Genomic DNA, 16,804 nt, shown 5'->3' on the forward strand with positions numbered 1-16,804 from the left:
GAAATAAAATCAATCCTTAACCTATTTTATTTTTTGCAATCAAATTCAATGCGCTGCCGGCTTTGAACCATTCTATTTGCTGTTCGTTCATTGTATGGTTTAACCAAATTACATCAGCATCTTTTGTCGGGTCTTTATGAATTACTCTCATGCGGAGTCTTTCACCGGGTTTTAAATCTTCTATGTGTAAATCAAATCTGTCATCTTCATAAATTTTATCATAATCATTCGTATCGACAAAAGTCAGAGGAAGAACTCCCTGTTTCTTTAAATTAGTTTCGTGGATTCGGGCAAATGATTTTACTATAATCACTCTCGCACCAAGATAACGCGGTTCCATCGCAGCGTGTTCGCGTGATGAACCTTCACCGTAATTTTCCTCACCGACTACAATCCATCCGATTCCGTTTGCTTTGTAATCCCGCGCAACTTTCGGAACTTCGGAGTATTTTCCTGTCAGAGTATTTTTAACATGATTCATTTTATCGTTAAAATAATTCACAGCTCCGATGAACATATTATTGGAAATATTATCAAGGTGACCGCGGTATTTCAGCCATGGACCTGCCATTGAAATATGGTCGGTCGTGCATTTGCCTTTTACTTTCAGGAGCAGTGCAAGATTTTTGAAATCGTTATTTATATCAGGTGCTCTAAACGGTTCAAGCTTCTGCAAACGATTGCTATCAGGTTCTATAATTACCTGAATACCACTTCCATCAGCCGGAGGTGCCTGAAATCCTTCCTCATCTCTTATAAAACCATCCTGAGGTAGTTCATCACCTTCAGGTTCTTTAAGTTTTACAAGCTCACCTTTTTCATTTACAAGCATATCAGTAAGAGGATTAAACTCAAGCGTTCCAGCAAAAGCAAACGCAGTAACAATCTCAGGAGATGCAACGAATGAATGCGTTGCAGCATTGCCGTCATTACGTTTTGAGAAATTTCTGTTATATGAAACTATGATAGAATTTTTTTCTCCGTCTTTTATGTCGTGGCGTTTCCATTGACCTATGCATGGACCGCAGGCATTTGCAAGAACCGTTCCACCGGCAGTTTCAAAAATTTTAAGATGCCCGTCACGCTCGATGGTTGCCTTAACCTGTTCAGAACCGGGAGTAATTCCAAAAATTGCTTTTGCCTTTAAGCCCTGCTCTACTGCCTGCTCGGCAACTGATGAAGCGCGCTCCATATCTTCATAAGAAGAATTCGTGCAGCTTCCGATTAATGCCGCGCTTAACGATGCCGGGTAATTATTTTCTTTAACTGCTTCTTTGAATTTTGAAATTGGCCAAGCTAAATCCGGAGTATAAGGTCCGTTTATATGCGGTTCGAGTTCGCTTAAATTTATTTCAATCACCTGGTCATAATAAGCTTCGCTTCCTTCATCAGCAATTAAATATTCTTTATTCGCATCAGCTAAGTCACCGATTTCTTTTCTGCCTGTAGCAACAAGGTAGTCATACATTTTTTTATCATAAGGAAATAGCGAAGTTGTCGCGCCTATTTCAGCACCCATATTGCAAATCGTTCCTTTGCCTGTGCATGAAATTGTGTTAGCACCGTCGCCGTAATATTCAACGATACAGCCCGTTCCGCCTTTTACAGTAAGAATACCCGAGAGCTTTAAGATAATATCTTTTGCAGATGCCCAGCCGGAGAGTCTGCCTGTGAGCTTTACACCGATGAATTTAGGAAATTTCAATTCCCATGGAAGCCCCGCCATGACATCAACAGCATCAGCCCCTCCGACACCAATTGCAATCATTCCGAGACCGCCTGCGTTGGGAGTGTGCGAGTCCGTTCCAATCATCATTCCGCCGGGGAACGCATAATTTTCGAGCACAACCTGATGGATAATTCCTGCACCGGGTTTCCAGTAACCTAAACCGTATTTAGCAGAAACGCTCTGAAGAAAATCATAAACTTCTTTGTTTTCTCTTTTTGCGCGCTCAATGTCGTGATGAAATCCTGTCTCCGCCTGAATCAGGTGGTCGCAGTGAACAGTCGATGGAACAGCAACCTTAGGGATTCCCGCCGACATAAACTGAAGCAACGCCATCTGCGCAGTCGCATCCTGCAACGCAACTCTATCGGGAGCAAAATCAGCGAAGTCTTGTCCACCATGGTAAGGTGCTCTTGCAGTTTCCCATAAGTGAGCATAAAGAATTTTTTCCGATAGCGTCATTGGCCTGTTAAGCATTGTTCTTGCTTCGGCAATTCTTTTTTTATTTTTCTCGTACACCGATTTGATGAGGTCTATATCGAATGTCATATAATTAATTTTTTAAAAGATTATTTAATTCTTCAATATTGGAGACGGGTAATTCGCATTTGTAATTTTTGCAAACATACACCTTCGATTCTTCAAAATTAAAGGTTTTATTATTTATAAAAGATGAAATTTTTTCAATATTTTTATCAGCTTTCAGGATAATTCTGAAAGGCAGATAGGTCGCATATACCTGATTTAAAAGTTCTTTTGATTTGTCATCACCGCCTGTTATAATAATTTCCTTAGCTGAATTTAAGTAAAACATTAAATCAGAAATCGAACACGGGTAAGAGAACGGATACTTTTGAAGTTCATCAAAAAACAGTTTTATGGAGTTAACTGCCATATCAGTAAGTTCATTTTTCCCTGTAATGACGCCAAGCTTTAATAAATTCTGAATCTGAATTGCGTTGCCCGACGGCTCTGCACCGTCATAAATTTCTTTTGTGCGTAAAATTATATCATCATTTATCTCAGTATCAAAGAAACCTGAGTTTGTTTTGTCATAAAACTTGTTAATGGTGATTTCATTAATCTCAATCGCAAACTCAAGATACGAAACATCAAAAGATGATTCGTAGAGGTTAATCAAGGCATCAATTAAGTAAGCATAATCCTCAAGCGAAGCAGTGAACTTTGACTCCCCCTCTCTGAACCTGTGAAGCAAAGTTTTATTTTTCTTATCGAAGAGTTTTTCTTGAATAAATGCGGTTGCTTTTTTTGCAATGTTCAGATATTCATTATTTCCTGTTACCTGATAAAGCTTACAGAATGCTTTTATCGTTAAGGCATTCCATGAAGTTAAAATTTTATCATCGAGATGCGGAGCAGGTCGTTTATTGCGAACTTCTAACAACTTCTTTGTTGATGATGAAATAGTTTCAGATATTTCTTCAGGAGTTTTATCAAACTTTTTTGCAGTATCGAAAACATCGTTAGCTATATATAAAACGTTTTTGTTTCCAAAAACTTCATGAGGGTCGTTAAGAGTATTACCGTGAGGCAAGATTCCGAAATAACAATTAAAAATTTCCGCATCATCGCCTAAAATTTTATCAAGTTCTTCCTTTGACCAGAGGTTATATGCACCTTCTGCTTTCTCATGTGGTTTATCAGCGTCCGTTGCACTCTCAGCATCTTCCGCAGAGTAAAAAGCACCTTCAGAACTTGCGAGGTTATTTAAAATAAACTTCGCAGTATCTTCTGCAACGCTCAAAAATAATTTATTGTCCGAAACAAGATATGCATCAATATAAGTGCAAATTAACTGCGCCTGATCGTAAAGCATTTTTTCGAAATGCGGGACTCTCCAGATTGTATCGACAGAGTAGCGATGAAATCCCCCGCCGAGATGGTCATAGATTCCTCCCAGAAACATTTTCTGGCAGGTATATGTAACCATATCGAGAGCTTCAATGTCTTTATAAACTTTATTGTATGCTAATAAAAAATCGAGAACCGATGTTCTCGGAAACTTATTTCCCTCACCGAAACCACCGTTTTCATAATCAAAAATTTTCCTGCACAGCTCATAACAGCTTTTTGCAGGCATATCGTTTATGATTTCATCTTTTTTATAAACGGAGTTTATTCTTTTTTCAAGATGCGCATAAATTTCATTACTGCTTTCAAGAATTTCATTTTGTTTTGTGTTCCATAATTCATTAACCTGTCCAATAATATCTTCAAAACCTGCGCGTCCGTATTTTGCTTTTGGCGGAATATATGTTGCACCATAAAACGGTTTCAAATCCGTCGTGAGAAACATGCTCATAGGCCATCCGCCTGCGCCTGTCATAGATTGCAAAGCCATCATATAAATTCTATCAATATCAGGACGTTCCTCGCGGTCAACTTTGATATTAATGAAATATTTATTCATTAATTTGGCAATTTCCGGGTTTTCAAAAACTTCTCGTTCCATCACGTGACACCAGTAGCAAGTTGAATAGCCGATTGATAAAAAAATGGGTTTTTTTAGTTGTTTTGCAAGTTTTAGAGTATTTTCATTCCATGGATGCCAGTCAACGGGATTATAGGCATGCTGAAGCAAATATGGACTTTTTTCGTGGATTAATGCGTTCGCTTTTAACTCTATAGGTGGGTGAACATTCGTAGTCATAATCAGGAATTTAACGATTTTAAAATCCTGATTAAATGGATAAGAAATTACTTAGTTATTGGCTTAATATTTTTCACGGAAATTTTTTAGACGCATTTCAAGTGACTGTTTCATTTCAAACTCATCGAATTCTGAAATTTTCTCAAACATTTGATGGGCTTTTTGCCAATCACTTTTACGAGCATAAATTTTACCAAGCTCGAAATAAGAAAACGGCACGTACCAGTTTTCAGTTTTTGGTTTTAGATTTATTATTCTGCTGAAATAATCCTGAGCTAAATCGGCTTGGCCATTAACATTATATGTCAAGGCAGCTTCATAGTATAAACGCGCTTTATCATCATCGCTTTTATAAACATCGAGTATGTCCGATGCTAAAACATTTTCATAAAAATTTACTGCTTCGCTCAATTTATTTGATTCTCTTAAATTCAATCCAAGTGTAAGAATCGAATCAAGACGGTTCATAGGATTTTTGATTCTGTCCTGAGCAAACCTGTAAAACATTTTCTCCGTTTCGCCGTCGCGTTCATTTATGAAATCTTTTCTTACTGCACGGTATTTTTCAAGAGCTTTTTCTCTGTTGCCTGACATTTCATAAGCAACCGCCAAGTTATAAACACTAATATTATATCTGTCTTCCGGATGAACATATTTTAAATGTTCTTCGAGATATTTTATCGCGTTAGCGTAATCATTGCGTTTAAAATACACGTTACCAAGCAGCCCGTTTGCACCTTTATTTACTTCATTCTGCATTGAGAACTTGTTTAATCTAAGAGCATCTTCAAGCAATGGAAGTGATTCTTCTGTTCTCCCGACCAACTGTAAAGCTCCGGCATGCATCATTTTAAACATGGGGCTTTCAGGATACTGCGCACAGATTGTTTCCATCGTTTTCACCATGCTTTCATCTTTTTCTTCTCTTTCCTGCAAAGTAAAAAGCGCAAGAGCAATCTTTGAATCTATCTTAGTAAACTTTCCGTTCTGTGCCGCTGTTTTTAAAAGATTAACACCTTCTTTTATGTCCCCGTCAAATCCGATTATCGATAAAAGCCATTTGAATTTTTCAGGAACAAGCCCAAGAAAAATCTTATATAAGCCAAGCCCCATATATGCATCATAATAATCCGGCTTACGTTTAATTACGTCACTTAAAATTCTGTAACCGTCATTTCCGTTAGAGGCAGCGCTGAGCAGATTTTTGTTAAGCGTTAAGAGAATCAATGACCTATAGCTGTGAGATTGTCCTTTATAATAAATCGCATCGAAATTATTTTCGTTATCATCGATGAGGTTGTCTGCAATATCAATTACTTTTTCGGAAGTATTCATATATTTTTCAAATTCCGATTCACTTCGCGAACCCATTGCAGAATAAAAATAGACCAGGGATTCATAAAAATACCCCTTTATGTCATTGGGATATTGCCGCTGAACTTCCTTGAAGGTTTTTACTGCATTATCAAATTTAAGATTATAAATATCAGCAAGACCTGAATTGATAAGACTTTCAGGTGAGTTGGATTGCGAATAAGAATTTGCAGAAAAGACGCAAAGAAATAATATGGACAGAAGCACTTTTTTACACATATTCTATAAATATCGGTGAAAAAAACTTATCAAAAAATATATAAAACTTTACTCAAAAAACCAATTTCTATCTTTATTTTTCAATAAAACATATATAAATTGCACTTTATACATTAAATTATACGATGGGGAAAGTAATATTCGAAATTAATTACAGCATAATTCCTGAAAAAAGAAGCGATTATATGGGAATTATAAATGATTTAAAAGATATTAACGAGCAATGCGGAATCAGCTATTCGGCATTTGAGAACAAGAAAAATTCAAATAATTTTTCGGAAATATACTTTTGTAATTCCGAGGAAGATTTTGATTCACTCGAAGACAGACAGGACGAAAAAGTTCTTGAATTGAATGACAAGATAAACAACCTTGTTAAAGACAAAAAAATTACCTATTCGACGAAATACGAATTGTAAAAATAAATTTGTTTGTTTTTAAGGAACAAACACAGTATAAAATAATTTTAAAAAGTAGTTTCGAATTCATCGGGACTACTTTTTTTTTATATTTTTAGGTAATTTACTTTTTAGATTTTATTGGAAGATAAAACACAAAATAAGAACAATAAAGGATTTTTAAGATTTGTAACTGATAATTCAGTAAAAATTGCAATCGGGCTTGTGACTTTAATCCTCATAAGCTTGATGCTGCCAAGCTATAAGTCAATTGAAACCGAATACGAAGTGGGAACGGTTTGGTCGAACGAAGATTTAATTGCTCCGTTTTCATTTCCTATTTACCGTGACGACAAAGAATATGATGCCGAAAAAAATGAAATCATAAAAAATCTCGCTCCGGTATATAACAAACTAAACAATCAGCCAAACATAACACCTGCGCTCGATAGTTTATTTTACAATATAGAGCAGGTTTTGAATGCCGGGAAAACACTTGAAGCCAATAATGATGGTGACATTCTTTCCCCTGCCTTACAAACACTTAAATCACAATTAACCATTGATTTTAGCAACGAAGAGTGGAAAAGTCTTTATGCTTTATATAAAGACAATGCTGCACAATATAATATTTACAAAAATTCTATAATAAATACCTTATCGGACTTAAGCAAAAATGATATAATTGATACTGAAAAAGCAAAAATTACATCAGGAAGAATTTCAATAGAATCCATTGCAGATAACAGAACTCAGGATATAAAAGACCTTAATGGAGTTTATGATGAAAAAGAAATCAGGAACATAATCAGACAGCGGATTAAGGAAATCAATGCAAACGAAGATCTTGCATTAACCGGAGAGGAAATTGCCAAAGTTTATTTGCAACCAAATCTTTTATTTAATAAAGAGCTTACGGATGTTGAGCTAAACAACAGAATAGAAAGAATTCCTAAAACAATAGGGATTGTTCGCGAGAACGAAAGAATAATCAGTAAACACGACCCGATAACACGCCAGACAAAATTAAAACTTGATTCATACAAGACTATTCGGCTTGAACGAATAGGAGTTCAGGATTACTTCAGGCAATATATCGGTAAATTTTTTATGGTGCTGATACTATTGATTATCTATGCCTTGTTTTTATATTTTATCCGTAATAAAATTTTCAGGGATAATCTGCGTCTTGCGCTCATCTCATCTTTGATACTGCTTGAATGTTTCTTTGCATTTATTAGCTTAAAAATAACAGTAAGCGCACCTGTTGAACTGTTGATATTTGTTTCTGTGGCTTCAATAATGCTCACGATTTTATTTGATTCCCGATTATCATTTTTTACAACAGTTATTATTTGTTTTCTTGTAGCGGCAATCCGCGGAGGTGATTATACGATTGCATTTATTTCCTTCTGCGCAAGCGTGCTTGCAATATTCAGCGTGCGGGACATTAAAAACCGCTCACAGATTTTTCGCTCTTTCTTTTTTATTTTATTGGGTTATTCGTTATCCATACTTGCAATCGGCTTTGACAGAACTGAAGACACCAATAAAGTTCTGATGGAATTGCTTTTTGGCGGCATTAACGCAGTGATGTCACCTGTTATTGCTTACGGGCTTCTGATTTTTTATGAAAAAGTTTTCAAGATTACAACTGACCTCACACTCGTTGAATTATCAGACTTTAATCACCCGCTGTTAAAAGAGCTTTCATCGAAAGCGCCGGGAACGTTTCATCACAGCATAATTATGGGAAACCTTTCCGAAGAAGCATCGCAGGCAATCGGAGCAAACAGGATTCTTGCAAGAGTCGGATGTTATTATCATGACATAGGAAAAACCGTAGAGCCGGAATTTTTTATCGAGAACCAGATTGATAAAATAAATAAACACGATAAGCTCCAGCCGACAACCAGCGCGCAGATTATAATTGCGCACGTCCAACAAGGAATGGACCTGGCAAGAAAATATAAACTTCCTGAAGTGCTTATTGATTTTATTCCAATGCATCACGGAACAACACTTGTATCTTATTTTTATAATAAAGCACAAGACCAGGAAAACATTTTCCCTGACGGAAACAAAGAAGAATATCGTTATCCGGGTCCAAAACCGCAGACAAAAGAAACAGGCATCGTTATGCTTGCAGACTCAATAGAAGCGGCAACAAGAACTCTTGAAGACCCGACTCCTGAAAAGCTTGAGAAAAAAATTATCGAGATAATCAGAACACGCTTTATGGAAGGCGAGCTTGATGAATGCGAGCTTACTTTGCGTGACCTTACGAAAATAAAAAACAGCTTTCTGAAAATTCTCATTGGTATTCATCACCACCGCGTTAAATATCCGGATAAAAAGAAAGAACTTGAACCTGAGAACGTAAGTTCAGAAGATTCTTAGCATGTCAGAGGATTTAGAACTTCATAAAAAATTATTTATAAATTACCTCAGAACAGAACGTTCTCTTTCCGAGAATTCAATTGCATCTTATAACTTCGACCTTACAAAACTCTTTGATTTTTTAAAGCGCAAAAAGATAATTTCAGTAAAAGAAATCGATGATAAATCATTAAATGATTTTTTGAAAATCATAAAAGGTTCGATGAATAAGAACGATGAGGTGTTTTCAGTTAAGTCGGTTACGCGTTACATTTCTTCATTCAGAACTTTTTTTAAATTTCTTGAGGCGGAAAATCATATTAAAAATAACCCGGCAGAAAATCTGGAAGCGCCAAAATCAGCAAGGGCTTTACCGGAAGTCCTGACCATAGATGAAATAAATAAAATTCTTGATTCGGTTAATTTATCCGATAAAGCAGGGCTTCGCAACCGTGCTATTCTTGAAACGATGTATGCTTCCGGCTTGCGTGTGAGCGAGCTTACAAACCTTGAAATCAATAATATAGATTTTGAAAGCGGGTTTTTACGTGTGTTTGGAAAAGGTTCAAAGGAGCGCATTGTTCCAATTGGCAAATCAGCACTTAGGTTCATTGAAGAATACATAAAAATACTTCGCGATAAAATCAAAAATGCAAAATCATTCAATTATGTTTTTTTAAATTTGCGCGGCGGCAAGCTCTCGAGAATGGGAGTATGGAACATCGTAGATGAGTACTGCAAAAAAGCAAACATAAAAAAAGAAGTTCATCCTCATACTTTCAGGCATTCGTTTGCTACTCATCTGCTTGAAGGTGGAGCTGACATAAGAATTATTCAGGAGATGTTAGGACATTCTGATATTTCAACTACTCAGATTTATACTCATATAGACAAAGAATATCTCATCGAAATTCACAAGACATTTCATCCCAGAGCGTAAAATACAAAATGGGATTCCAGCCTTCGCTGGAATGACTTCCTATTTTTAATTTTATTAACCTAATTCACTAGTTCATCTTTAAAATCTTTTCTCTCGCGCAAATCATATCCTGTCTCTGCGATTGATTTCAAGTTGGTAAGATAAAAAGACCAGTTAGTATAGCAATTAACATGCATACGGTTGTCATATTCTTTTCCTGAATAAACTTCTTGAATTAATTCAACAAAATTTCTCTCATTCTCAGAGCCGACAGATATTTTAACATTGCCTGCTCCGCCAAAATCAAACAACACGAATGAATTTCCATCAGTATCCAAAATATTGCCCGTGAGCTCAAAGCCATGCGTCCATTTCCAGAAATAAGTATCTCCTGCTTCAGCTATTGAATGAGCAGCTTTATCATTCCCATTTTTGTTTTTTAAAAATGCAAACTCAATAAACCATCTCATCATTCCGGAAGGTTTTGAAATGAATTCAAACAGGTCGTCCTTACTTCTATCTATGTAAATTTTTCTTTTAAAACTCTTCCAGTTGAAAGTATTGTCGTTCATAATTTTGTTAATAATCTGACATAATTGTCAGGAAAGCAAGACATATTTTATTAAAAATACTTTATTTAAATAAAATAAGTAACTAAAAAATATATATTTATGCAATGGTATATGCTTTGTGTAATTATAAACTAACCAACCTGATAGTGCTGAAGAAGTTTTTTTCAAACTAAATATAAAGAATATGAAAAAGAGCTCTACTTTCTTCACTTTTCTTTCCATCTTTTTATTTTCACTTCTAATACTTGCCATAACTACAAAAAATTTTTTATTACCTTCACAACAAAAAAATGAAAAGCTGGAAAAAGCATTGAAAGAATTATCCGAAAAGCAAAATGAACATGAAGAAGGTGAAGGACACGGACCTTCTTATGATAAACCTAACGATGCATTGCTCCACGAATTAAAATACACACGAGACCCGAAAACAAAACATGTGCCTGTTGAAAGATTGATTCCTGCATTTGAATATGCAAGAGAACTTGAAGCACGAGACGCAGCACCGCTTTCAATCAATTGGACAGAACGCGGACCAAATAACGTTGCCGGAAGAACGCGTGCTATACTTGTTGATTTGAATGATGCTACAAGAAACACGGTATTTACAGGAGGAGTTGGAGGCGGTTTATGGAAGACTACAAATATGAACGATGTAAATCCTACCTGGACTAATATCAATAATTTTTTCGATAACATTGCAATAACAACCTTAACACAAAACCCCTCTAATCCTCAGGAAATTTATTTCGGGACTGGAGAAGGATGGTTCAATGTTGATGCAATACGGGGATTAGGAATATGGAAATCAACAGATGGGGGAACAACTTTTAATCACTTAACCGCAACCAACGATATAACAAGATTCGCATGCATACAAAATCTTAAAGTTCATCCTATAACGGGGCACTTGTATGCCGCAACGCGCGGACGTTCCGGATTTGAAAAAGGACCGGGATTAACTTCTGATTTATTTGGGGGTATTTACCGTTCGACTGATGGCGGCACAAGCTGGACAATGGTTCTGGGACAAGGAAGCGGAGCAACGGCATTCAGAGCCGCTGATGTTGAAATTGCAGCAGACGGAACGCTTTATGCCGCAATGGGAGTATTTCAGGAAGATGGAATTTATAAATCTGCTACGGGTGATTTAGGAAGCTGGACAAAGTTAAATGTGCCTTTAAGCGGGTTTCCTGCAACAGGATTTTTCCGGCTTGAAATTGCTGTTGCCCCAAGCAGCGCAAATACTTTTTATGTTGTAGCACAAAACAGTGTTAATTATGGAATACTCGGAATTTTTAAATCAACAAATGCAGGAACATTATTTACTGCATGCGCATTGCCGACAGATGCTGACCCTTTAATTGGCGCAGACTATACGAGAAGCCAGGCATGGTATGATTTGATTTGCGCAGTTGACCCGAATAATGCAAACACGCTGTATGTAGGAGGCATTGATTTGTTCAAATCAATCACCGGTGGTGCAAGCTGGACGCAGATTTCCCATTGGACGGGAAGCTTTGGCTCGCAGTATGTTCATGCAGACCAGCATGCAATTGTTTTTCAACCGGGAAGCTCCGATGTAATTTATTTTGGTAATGACGGAGGAATTTACAAAACATCCGATGGAACTGCGCTTGTGCCTGTAATCAAAGATAAAAATTTAGGATATAACGTAACTCAATATTATGCGTGTTCAATTCATCCGACTGCAAATACAAATCATTTTCTTGCAGGAGCGCAGGATAACGGCTCACAGAAATATTCTTCGGCAGGAATGAACTCGACAGTTGAAGTAACCGGCGGTGACGGTGCTTTTACTCACATTGACCAGAATGAACCTCAATATCAATTTACTTCTTACGTGTTTAATAATTATTTCCGTTCGACTGACGGAGGAAATTCATTTGTGTCCGCAGATTTTAATGATAACGGACAATTTATAAATCCGACTGATTATGATAATACTGCAAATATATTGTATTGCGCAAACACTGCGGGAAACTATTTAAGATGGGATAATCCTCAGACAGGCGCTACATCAAGCACGGTTACTGTAACAGGATTTGATACTTTGATTACTGCTGTTACGGTTTCCCCGAATGTTGCTAACAGAGTTTATTTTGGTTTTGAAGATGCGGAAATAAAATACGTTGATGCTGCAAATACAGGAACATCAAAAACTGCTACAGACATTTCAACAGGATTACCTGCTGATGGTTTTGTCTCATGCATAACGATTCAACCCGGAAATGAAAATCATATAATCGTTACTTATTCAAATTACGGCGTTAATAGTGTGTGGGAAAGCACCAACGGAGGAACTTCATGGACATCAATCGAAGGCAATTTGCCGGATATGCCGATTTGGTGGGCATTATTCAGCCCATTGAACAGCGACCATCTGCTTCTTGCAACTGAAATCGGGGTTTGGACAACAGACAATATAGACGGTGGTTCGACAGTATGGGGTCCTTCAAACACGGGAATGGCAAATGTAAGCACAAGGATGCTGAAATACAGAACGTCGGATAATTTTTTAATTGCAGCAACTCACGGACGCGGTTTATATTCAACTGATGCTTTCTCATCTGCACGCGTTGCATTCGGTGCAAACAAAGTTGTGACTTATATACAAGCCCCGATAAATTTTACAGATGACTCATACCAGGCAACGACATGGCTTTGGAACTTTGGCGATGGAAATACTTCGACTTCACAAAATCCTTCACATTCATATAGCACGGCAGGCACATACACAGTATCGCTGACAATTAACGGTTCATTAACAGAAACAAAAACTTCATACATAACTGTTCTGCCTCAGAAAGGAATTCCGTTTATGATTGGCGGAGGAGCAAGCTACACAGGAGACTTTGAAACCAATCCGAGTGAGTTTGCAAACGAAACTGTAAGCGGGACTTCATGGGAACGCGGAAATTCTTCCATACTTAATAAAAACGGAACTCACAGCGGTTCATTTGCCTGGGTGACGGGTTTAACTCAAGCAACATATTTTGATAATTCGATTTCACTGCTTTATTCACCTGAATACAATTTCACAAATGCAGGAACCTATACAATAAGCTTCTGGGCGAAGTATCAAACTGAAGCTACATGGGACGGTTTCAGAGTTGAATCGACAACCGACAATGGAAACAGCTGGACACCTGTCGGAACATTGGGATTAACATGGTATAATTTTGTAAATCCTGTTCTTGCAACGGTATTCCCTGCAGGTGAACCATTTTTCTCAGGAGCTCAGGCAACATACACGCAATACTCGACTGACATTTCTTCTCTTGCTGGTAACTCGCGTGTTGCTTTCAGATTCCATTTCAGAACGGACGGTAATACACCTGATGTTGGAGTTGCAATAGATGACTTCGAAATTAACGGTCCTGCAAATCCCCCGCTTCCAGTCGAACTTGCAAGCTTCACTGCCATTACAAACAAACAGCATGTTAATTTAAGCTGGTCAACAGCAAGCGAGATAAATAATAAAGGATTCAACATTGAACGAAAATTGAAAGATAAAACCCAGTGGACAACTGCAGGGTTCATTGAAGGAAAAGGAACAACAAATGAAATTTCGAATTATAACTTCACTGATAGAAATTTAGTATCAGGAACATATAATTACAGATTAAAACAAATTGATTACAATGGAAATTATGAATATCATAATCTCTCATCGGATGTAATTGTGGGAATACCAACCAACTTTGCGGTGAGCCAGAATTATCCAAATCCGTTTAATCCGACGACAAAAATAAATTTTGAGTTACCGCTCGACAGTAAGGTATCGATAAAAATTTATGATGTAACAGGAAGAGAAGTTGCCGCACTTGTCAATAATGAAACCCGAAGCGCCGGTTATCATACTGTAACTATGAATGCTAACAACTTTGCAAGCGGAGTGTATTTTTATATTATAAAAGCTGAGGGAGTGAACAATTCCACTTCGTTTTCGAAAGCAATGAAAATGATGCTGATAAAGTAAGAGAAAAGTGAAAAGGCAAAAAGGCAAAGTAAAAAAAAGCAAAAAATTAAAGGTCATTCATTAGAATGACCTTTTTTCTATGAAAAATAAAATTGTCGTCCCTGCGAAAGCAGGACGAAGTGATGTCTCGCTTGCGGGATAAGATTAAAAGGGCAGGCATTTATGTCTGTCCTTTTTTATGCAGCTTTTGAATACTATCAAAAACAAACTGTCGTCCCTGCGAAAGCAGGGATCCAGTTTTTTATAAATCTATTTCTAAAAATAAATCTTTCCATTCAGGATTAATTTTTTCAATAAGCTCCAACTTCCATTTACGTTTCCATTTTTTTAGGTTCTTCTCTCTTTGTAAAGCACCATTTATATCATCTGTCTCTTCGTAATAAACAAGAATATTTACATTGTATCTTTTTGTAAATCCCTCAATTTCTCCATTTTTATGCTGACCTATTCTTTTGAATAGATCATTGGTTACACCTATATATAAGGTTCCGTTTCTTTTACTGGCAAGTATGTACACATAATACTTATGCATGACATGATTCCTAGATTCCTGCTTCCGCAGGAACGACAAAAAGTTTTTATAAAGGAATATTCCCGTGTTTCTTTTTTGGATTTGAATCCACCTTCGTTTCAAGAATCGAAAAATATTTTATAAGTTTTGCGCGGGTATCTTTCGGCTCTATGATGTCATCGACAAACCCCCTTTCAGCAGCAAGATATGGATTGGCAAATTTTTCAGTGAACTCATTCACTTTTTCATCGAGTGCTTTTTGCTTATCTTTTTCTGCATCAATTTCTTTTTTAAAAATAATTTCCGCTGCGCCTTTTGCTCCCATCACTGCAATTTCTGCGGAAGGCCACGCCAGATTTATGTCGCCGCGAATGTGCTTTGAGTTCATAACATCATAAGCGCCGCCGTAAGCTTTACGAAGGATGACAGTAATCTTCGGAACGGTTGCTTCACAAAAAGCATAAAGAAGCTTTGCGCCATTTGTTATTATTCCGCGCCATTCCTGGTCAGTGCCCGGCAAAAATCCGGGAACGTCCTCAAATACAAGCAAAGGAATATTAAACGCATCGCAGAAGCGGACAAAACGAGCAGCTTTCATCGATGAATTAATATCAAGCACTCCCGCAAGCACCATCGGCTGATTTGCAACAATTCCGATTGAACGACCCGCAAGGCGACCGAAACCAACGACCATGTTTTCGGCATACTCTTTATGAATTTCAAAAAATGATTCTTCATCGAGAACAGCTTTTATAATTTCATGAACGTCATAAGGTTTGTTTGCATTATCGGGAATAATCGTATTCAAAAAACTCAAATCTTTTTCTGCTTCATCATGCTGATACATCGGAACATCATCCTTATTATTCAAGGGCAAGTGATTCATCAATTCGCGAACTGCTTCGAAGCATTCAACCTCATTTTGAGAAACATGATGACACACTCCGCTTTTAACAGCATGAGTATGCGCACCGCCGAGCTCTTCAAAAGTTACTTCTTCGTTTGTGACGGTTTTCACAACGCTTGGTCCTGTTACAAACATATAAGAAATATTTTCAATCATAAAAATAAAATCTGTGATTGCAGGAGAATAAACCGCACCTCCTGCGCACGGTCCTGCGATAATCGAAATCTGCGGAATGACTCCGCTTGCAAGAGTGTTGCGAAGAAAAATATCCGCATACCCGCCGAGTGAAACAACACCTTCCTGAATCCGCGCTCCCCCGCTGTCGTTGATACCAATTACGGGCACCCCGATTTTCATAGCGAGGTCCATGACCTTGCAGATTTTTTTTGCATGGTATTCAGCCAGTGAGCCGCCGAGAATCGTAAAATCCTGTGAGAAAACACAAACAGTTCTACCGTTTATTTTGCCTGTACCTGTGATTACGCCGTCAGTGTAATATTTCAACTTGTCGAGACCGAAATCAGATGACTGATGGCGCACAAACAAATCCATTTCCTCGAAGCTTCCTTCATCAAGCAGTAAGTTTATTCTTTCGCGCGCAGTTAGTTTTCCTTTTTTATGCTGTGCATCGATTTTATCCTGACCACCGCCAAGATACGCCTCTTCACGAATTTTATTTAAATGCTTTAATTTATCGTCCATTAAATTAATTTATATTTTTTCAATTCAACTTCTAAAAAATCATCTATATTTCTTATATTGACATCAGTAATATTTATTAAATTTAATTTATTTTTTAAGTAAAAATCAATTTTCTCCTTCTTTCTTTTTTTATACTGATCAGTATCTAATCCCCAAACTTCTATATATATTGCATTTCCATCTTTTGATCTTAAATAAAAATCACATATGATATTTTCTCCTATCACCTTTTTTTCATAAATATGTACAATTCCTCTTTCATACAACCAATTATCAATTATTACTTCATTCTTTGATCTCACATAATGTCCATCAGTACAACGAAATGTGGTTGAATATCTTAACCTTATATCTACATCAATGTCATCTAATGTCTCATAATTTGTTATAATATTTTCCTCTCTATTTAATTCTAACCCCATTTCT

Annotated in this window: 11 protein-coding genes; 4 read left to right on the plus strand and 7 right to left on the minus strand. The window is 37.0% G+C overall.

Translation table 11 applies throughout. The features are described 5' to 3' along the window. Positions 1-16: 16 nt before the first annotated feature. The 3 genes from VHP32_10855 to VHP32_10865 form a co-directional block, all read right to left on the minus strand. On the minus strand, positions 17-2,275 hold the full coding sequence (locus VHP32_10855) for an aconitate hydratase (GenBank protein HEX2788394.1): 2,259 nt from the start codon (positions 2,273-2,275) through the stop codon (positions 17-19). A 4-nt stretch (positions 2,276-2,279) separates the two neighbouring features. After that, positions 2,280-4,397 carry a thioredoxin domain-containing protein gene (locus tag VHP32_10860; protein ID HEX2788395.1) on the minus strand — a complete coding sequence of 706 codons (2,118 nt, stop codon included), beginning with the start codon at positions 4,395-4,397 and terminating at the stop codon, positions 2,280-2,282. Positions 4,398-4,460: 63 nt separating this feature from the next. Beyond that, entirely contained in the window at positions 4,461-5,990 is a 1,530-nt protein-coding gene (locus tag VHP32_10865) for a tetratricopeptide repeat protein (GenBank protein HEX2788396.1), read from the minus strand. 125 nt (positions 5,991-6,115) lie between these two features. On the opposite strand from VHP32_10865, the gene VHP32_10870 reads away from it, so the two are divergent. The 3 genes from VHP32_10870 to xerD all read left to right on the plus strand — a co-directional run bounded on the left by VHP32_10870 (position 6,116) and on the right by xerD (position 9,707). Continuing rightward, positions 6,116-6,409: a hypothetical protein gene (locus tag VHP32_10870; protein HEX2788397.1), complete on the plus strand. Its 294-nt coding sequence runs from the start codon at positions 6,116-6,118 to the stop codon at positions 6,407-6,409. A 120-nt stretch (positions 6,410-6,529) separates the two neighbouring features. After that, positions 6,530-8,788: an HDIG domain-containing protein gene (locus tag VHP32_10875; protein HEX2788398.1), complete on the plus strand. Its 2,259-nt coding sequence runs from the start codon at positions 6,530-6,532 to the stop codon at positions 8,786-8,788. Position 8,789: 1 nt separating this feature from the next. Further along, a complete protein-coding gene (gene xerD / locus VHP32_10880) occupies positions 8,790-9,707 on the plus strand; it encodes a site-specific tyrosine recombinase XerD (protein HEX2788399.1) in 918 nt (305 codons plus the stop codon). A 59-nt stretch (positions 9,708-9,766) separates the two neighbouring features. On the opposite strand, the gene VHP32_10885 is transcribed toward xerD, so the two are convergent. Next, the gene (locus tag VHP32_10885) at positions 9,767-10,258 is read right to left on the minus strand and encodes a hypothetical protein (protein HEX2788400.1); all 492 of its coding nucleotides are present in this window, start codon (positions 10,256-10,258) and stop codon (positions 9,767-9,769) included. A gap of 184 nt (positions 10,259-10,442) precedes the next feature. Between VHP32_10885 and VHP32_10890 the strand changes: the two genes are divergently transcribed. Continuing rightward, entirely contained in the window at positions 10,443-14,258 is a 3,816-nt protein-coding gene (locus VHP32_10890; protein HEX2788401.1) for a PKD domain-containing protein, read from the plus strand. Between the two features lie 241 nt (positions 14,259-14,499). On the opposite strand, the gene VHP32_10895 is transcribed toward VHP32_10890, so the two are convergent. The 3 genes from VHP32_10895 to VHP32_10905 are packed head-to-tail and all read right to left on the minus strand — an operon-like array spanning position 14,500 to position 16,800. Beyond that, positions 14,500-14,790, minus strand: a complete 291-nt coding sequence (locus tag VHP32_10895; protein HEX2788402.1) for a GIY-YIG nuclease family protein — start codon at positions 14,788-14,790, stop codon at positions 14,500-14,502. Between the two features lie 46 nt (positions 14,791-14,836). Then, entirely contained in the window at positions 14,837-16,378 is a 1,542-nt protein-coding gene (locus VHP32_10900; protein HEX2788403.1) for an acyl-CoA carboxylase subunit beta, read from the minus strand. Further along, the gene (locus tag VHP32_10905) at positions 16,378-16,800 is read right to left on the minus strand and encodes a hypothetical protein (protein ID HEX2788404.1); all 423 of its coding nucleotides are present in this window, start codon (positions 16,798-16,800) and stop codon (positions 16,378-16,380) included. Before VHP32_10905 ends, VHP32_10900 begins: the two co-directional genes overlap by 1 nt. Between the last annotated feature and the right edge of the window lie 4 nt (positions 16,801-16,804).

It is taken from the genome of Ignavibacteria bacterium (assembly GCA_036262055.1).
GTDB lineage: Bacteria > Bacteroidota > Ignavibacteria > Tepidaquicellales > Tepidaquicellaceae > DATAJP01.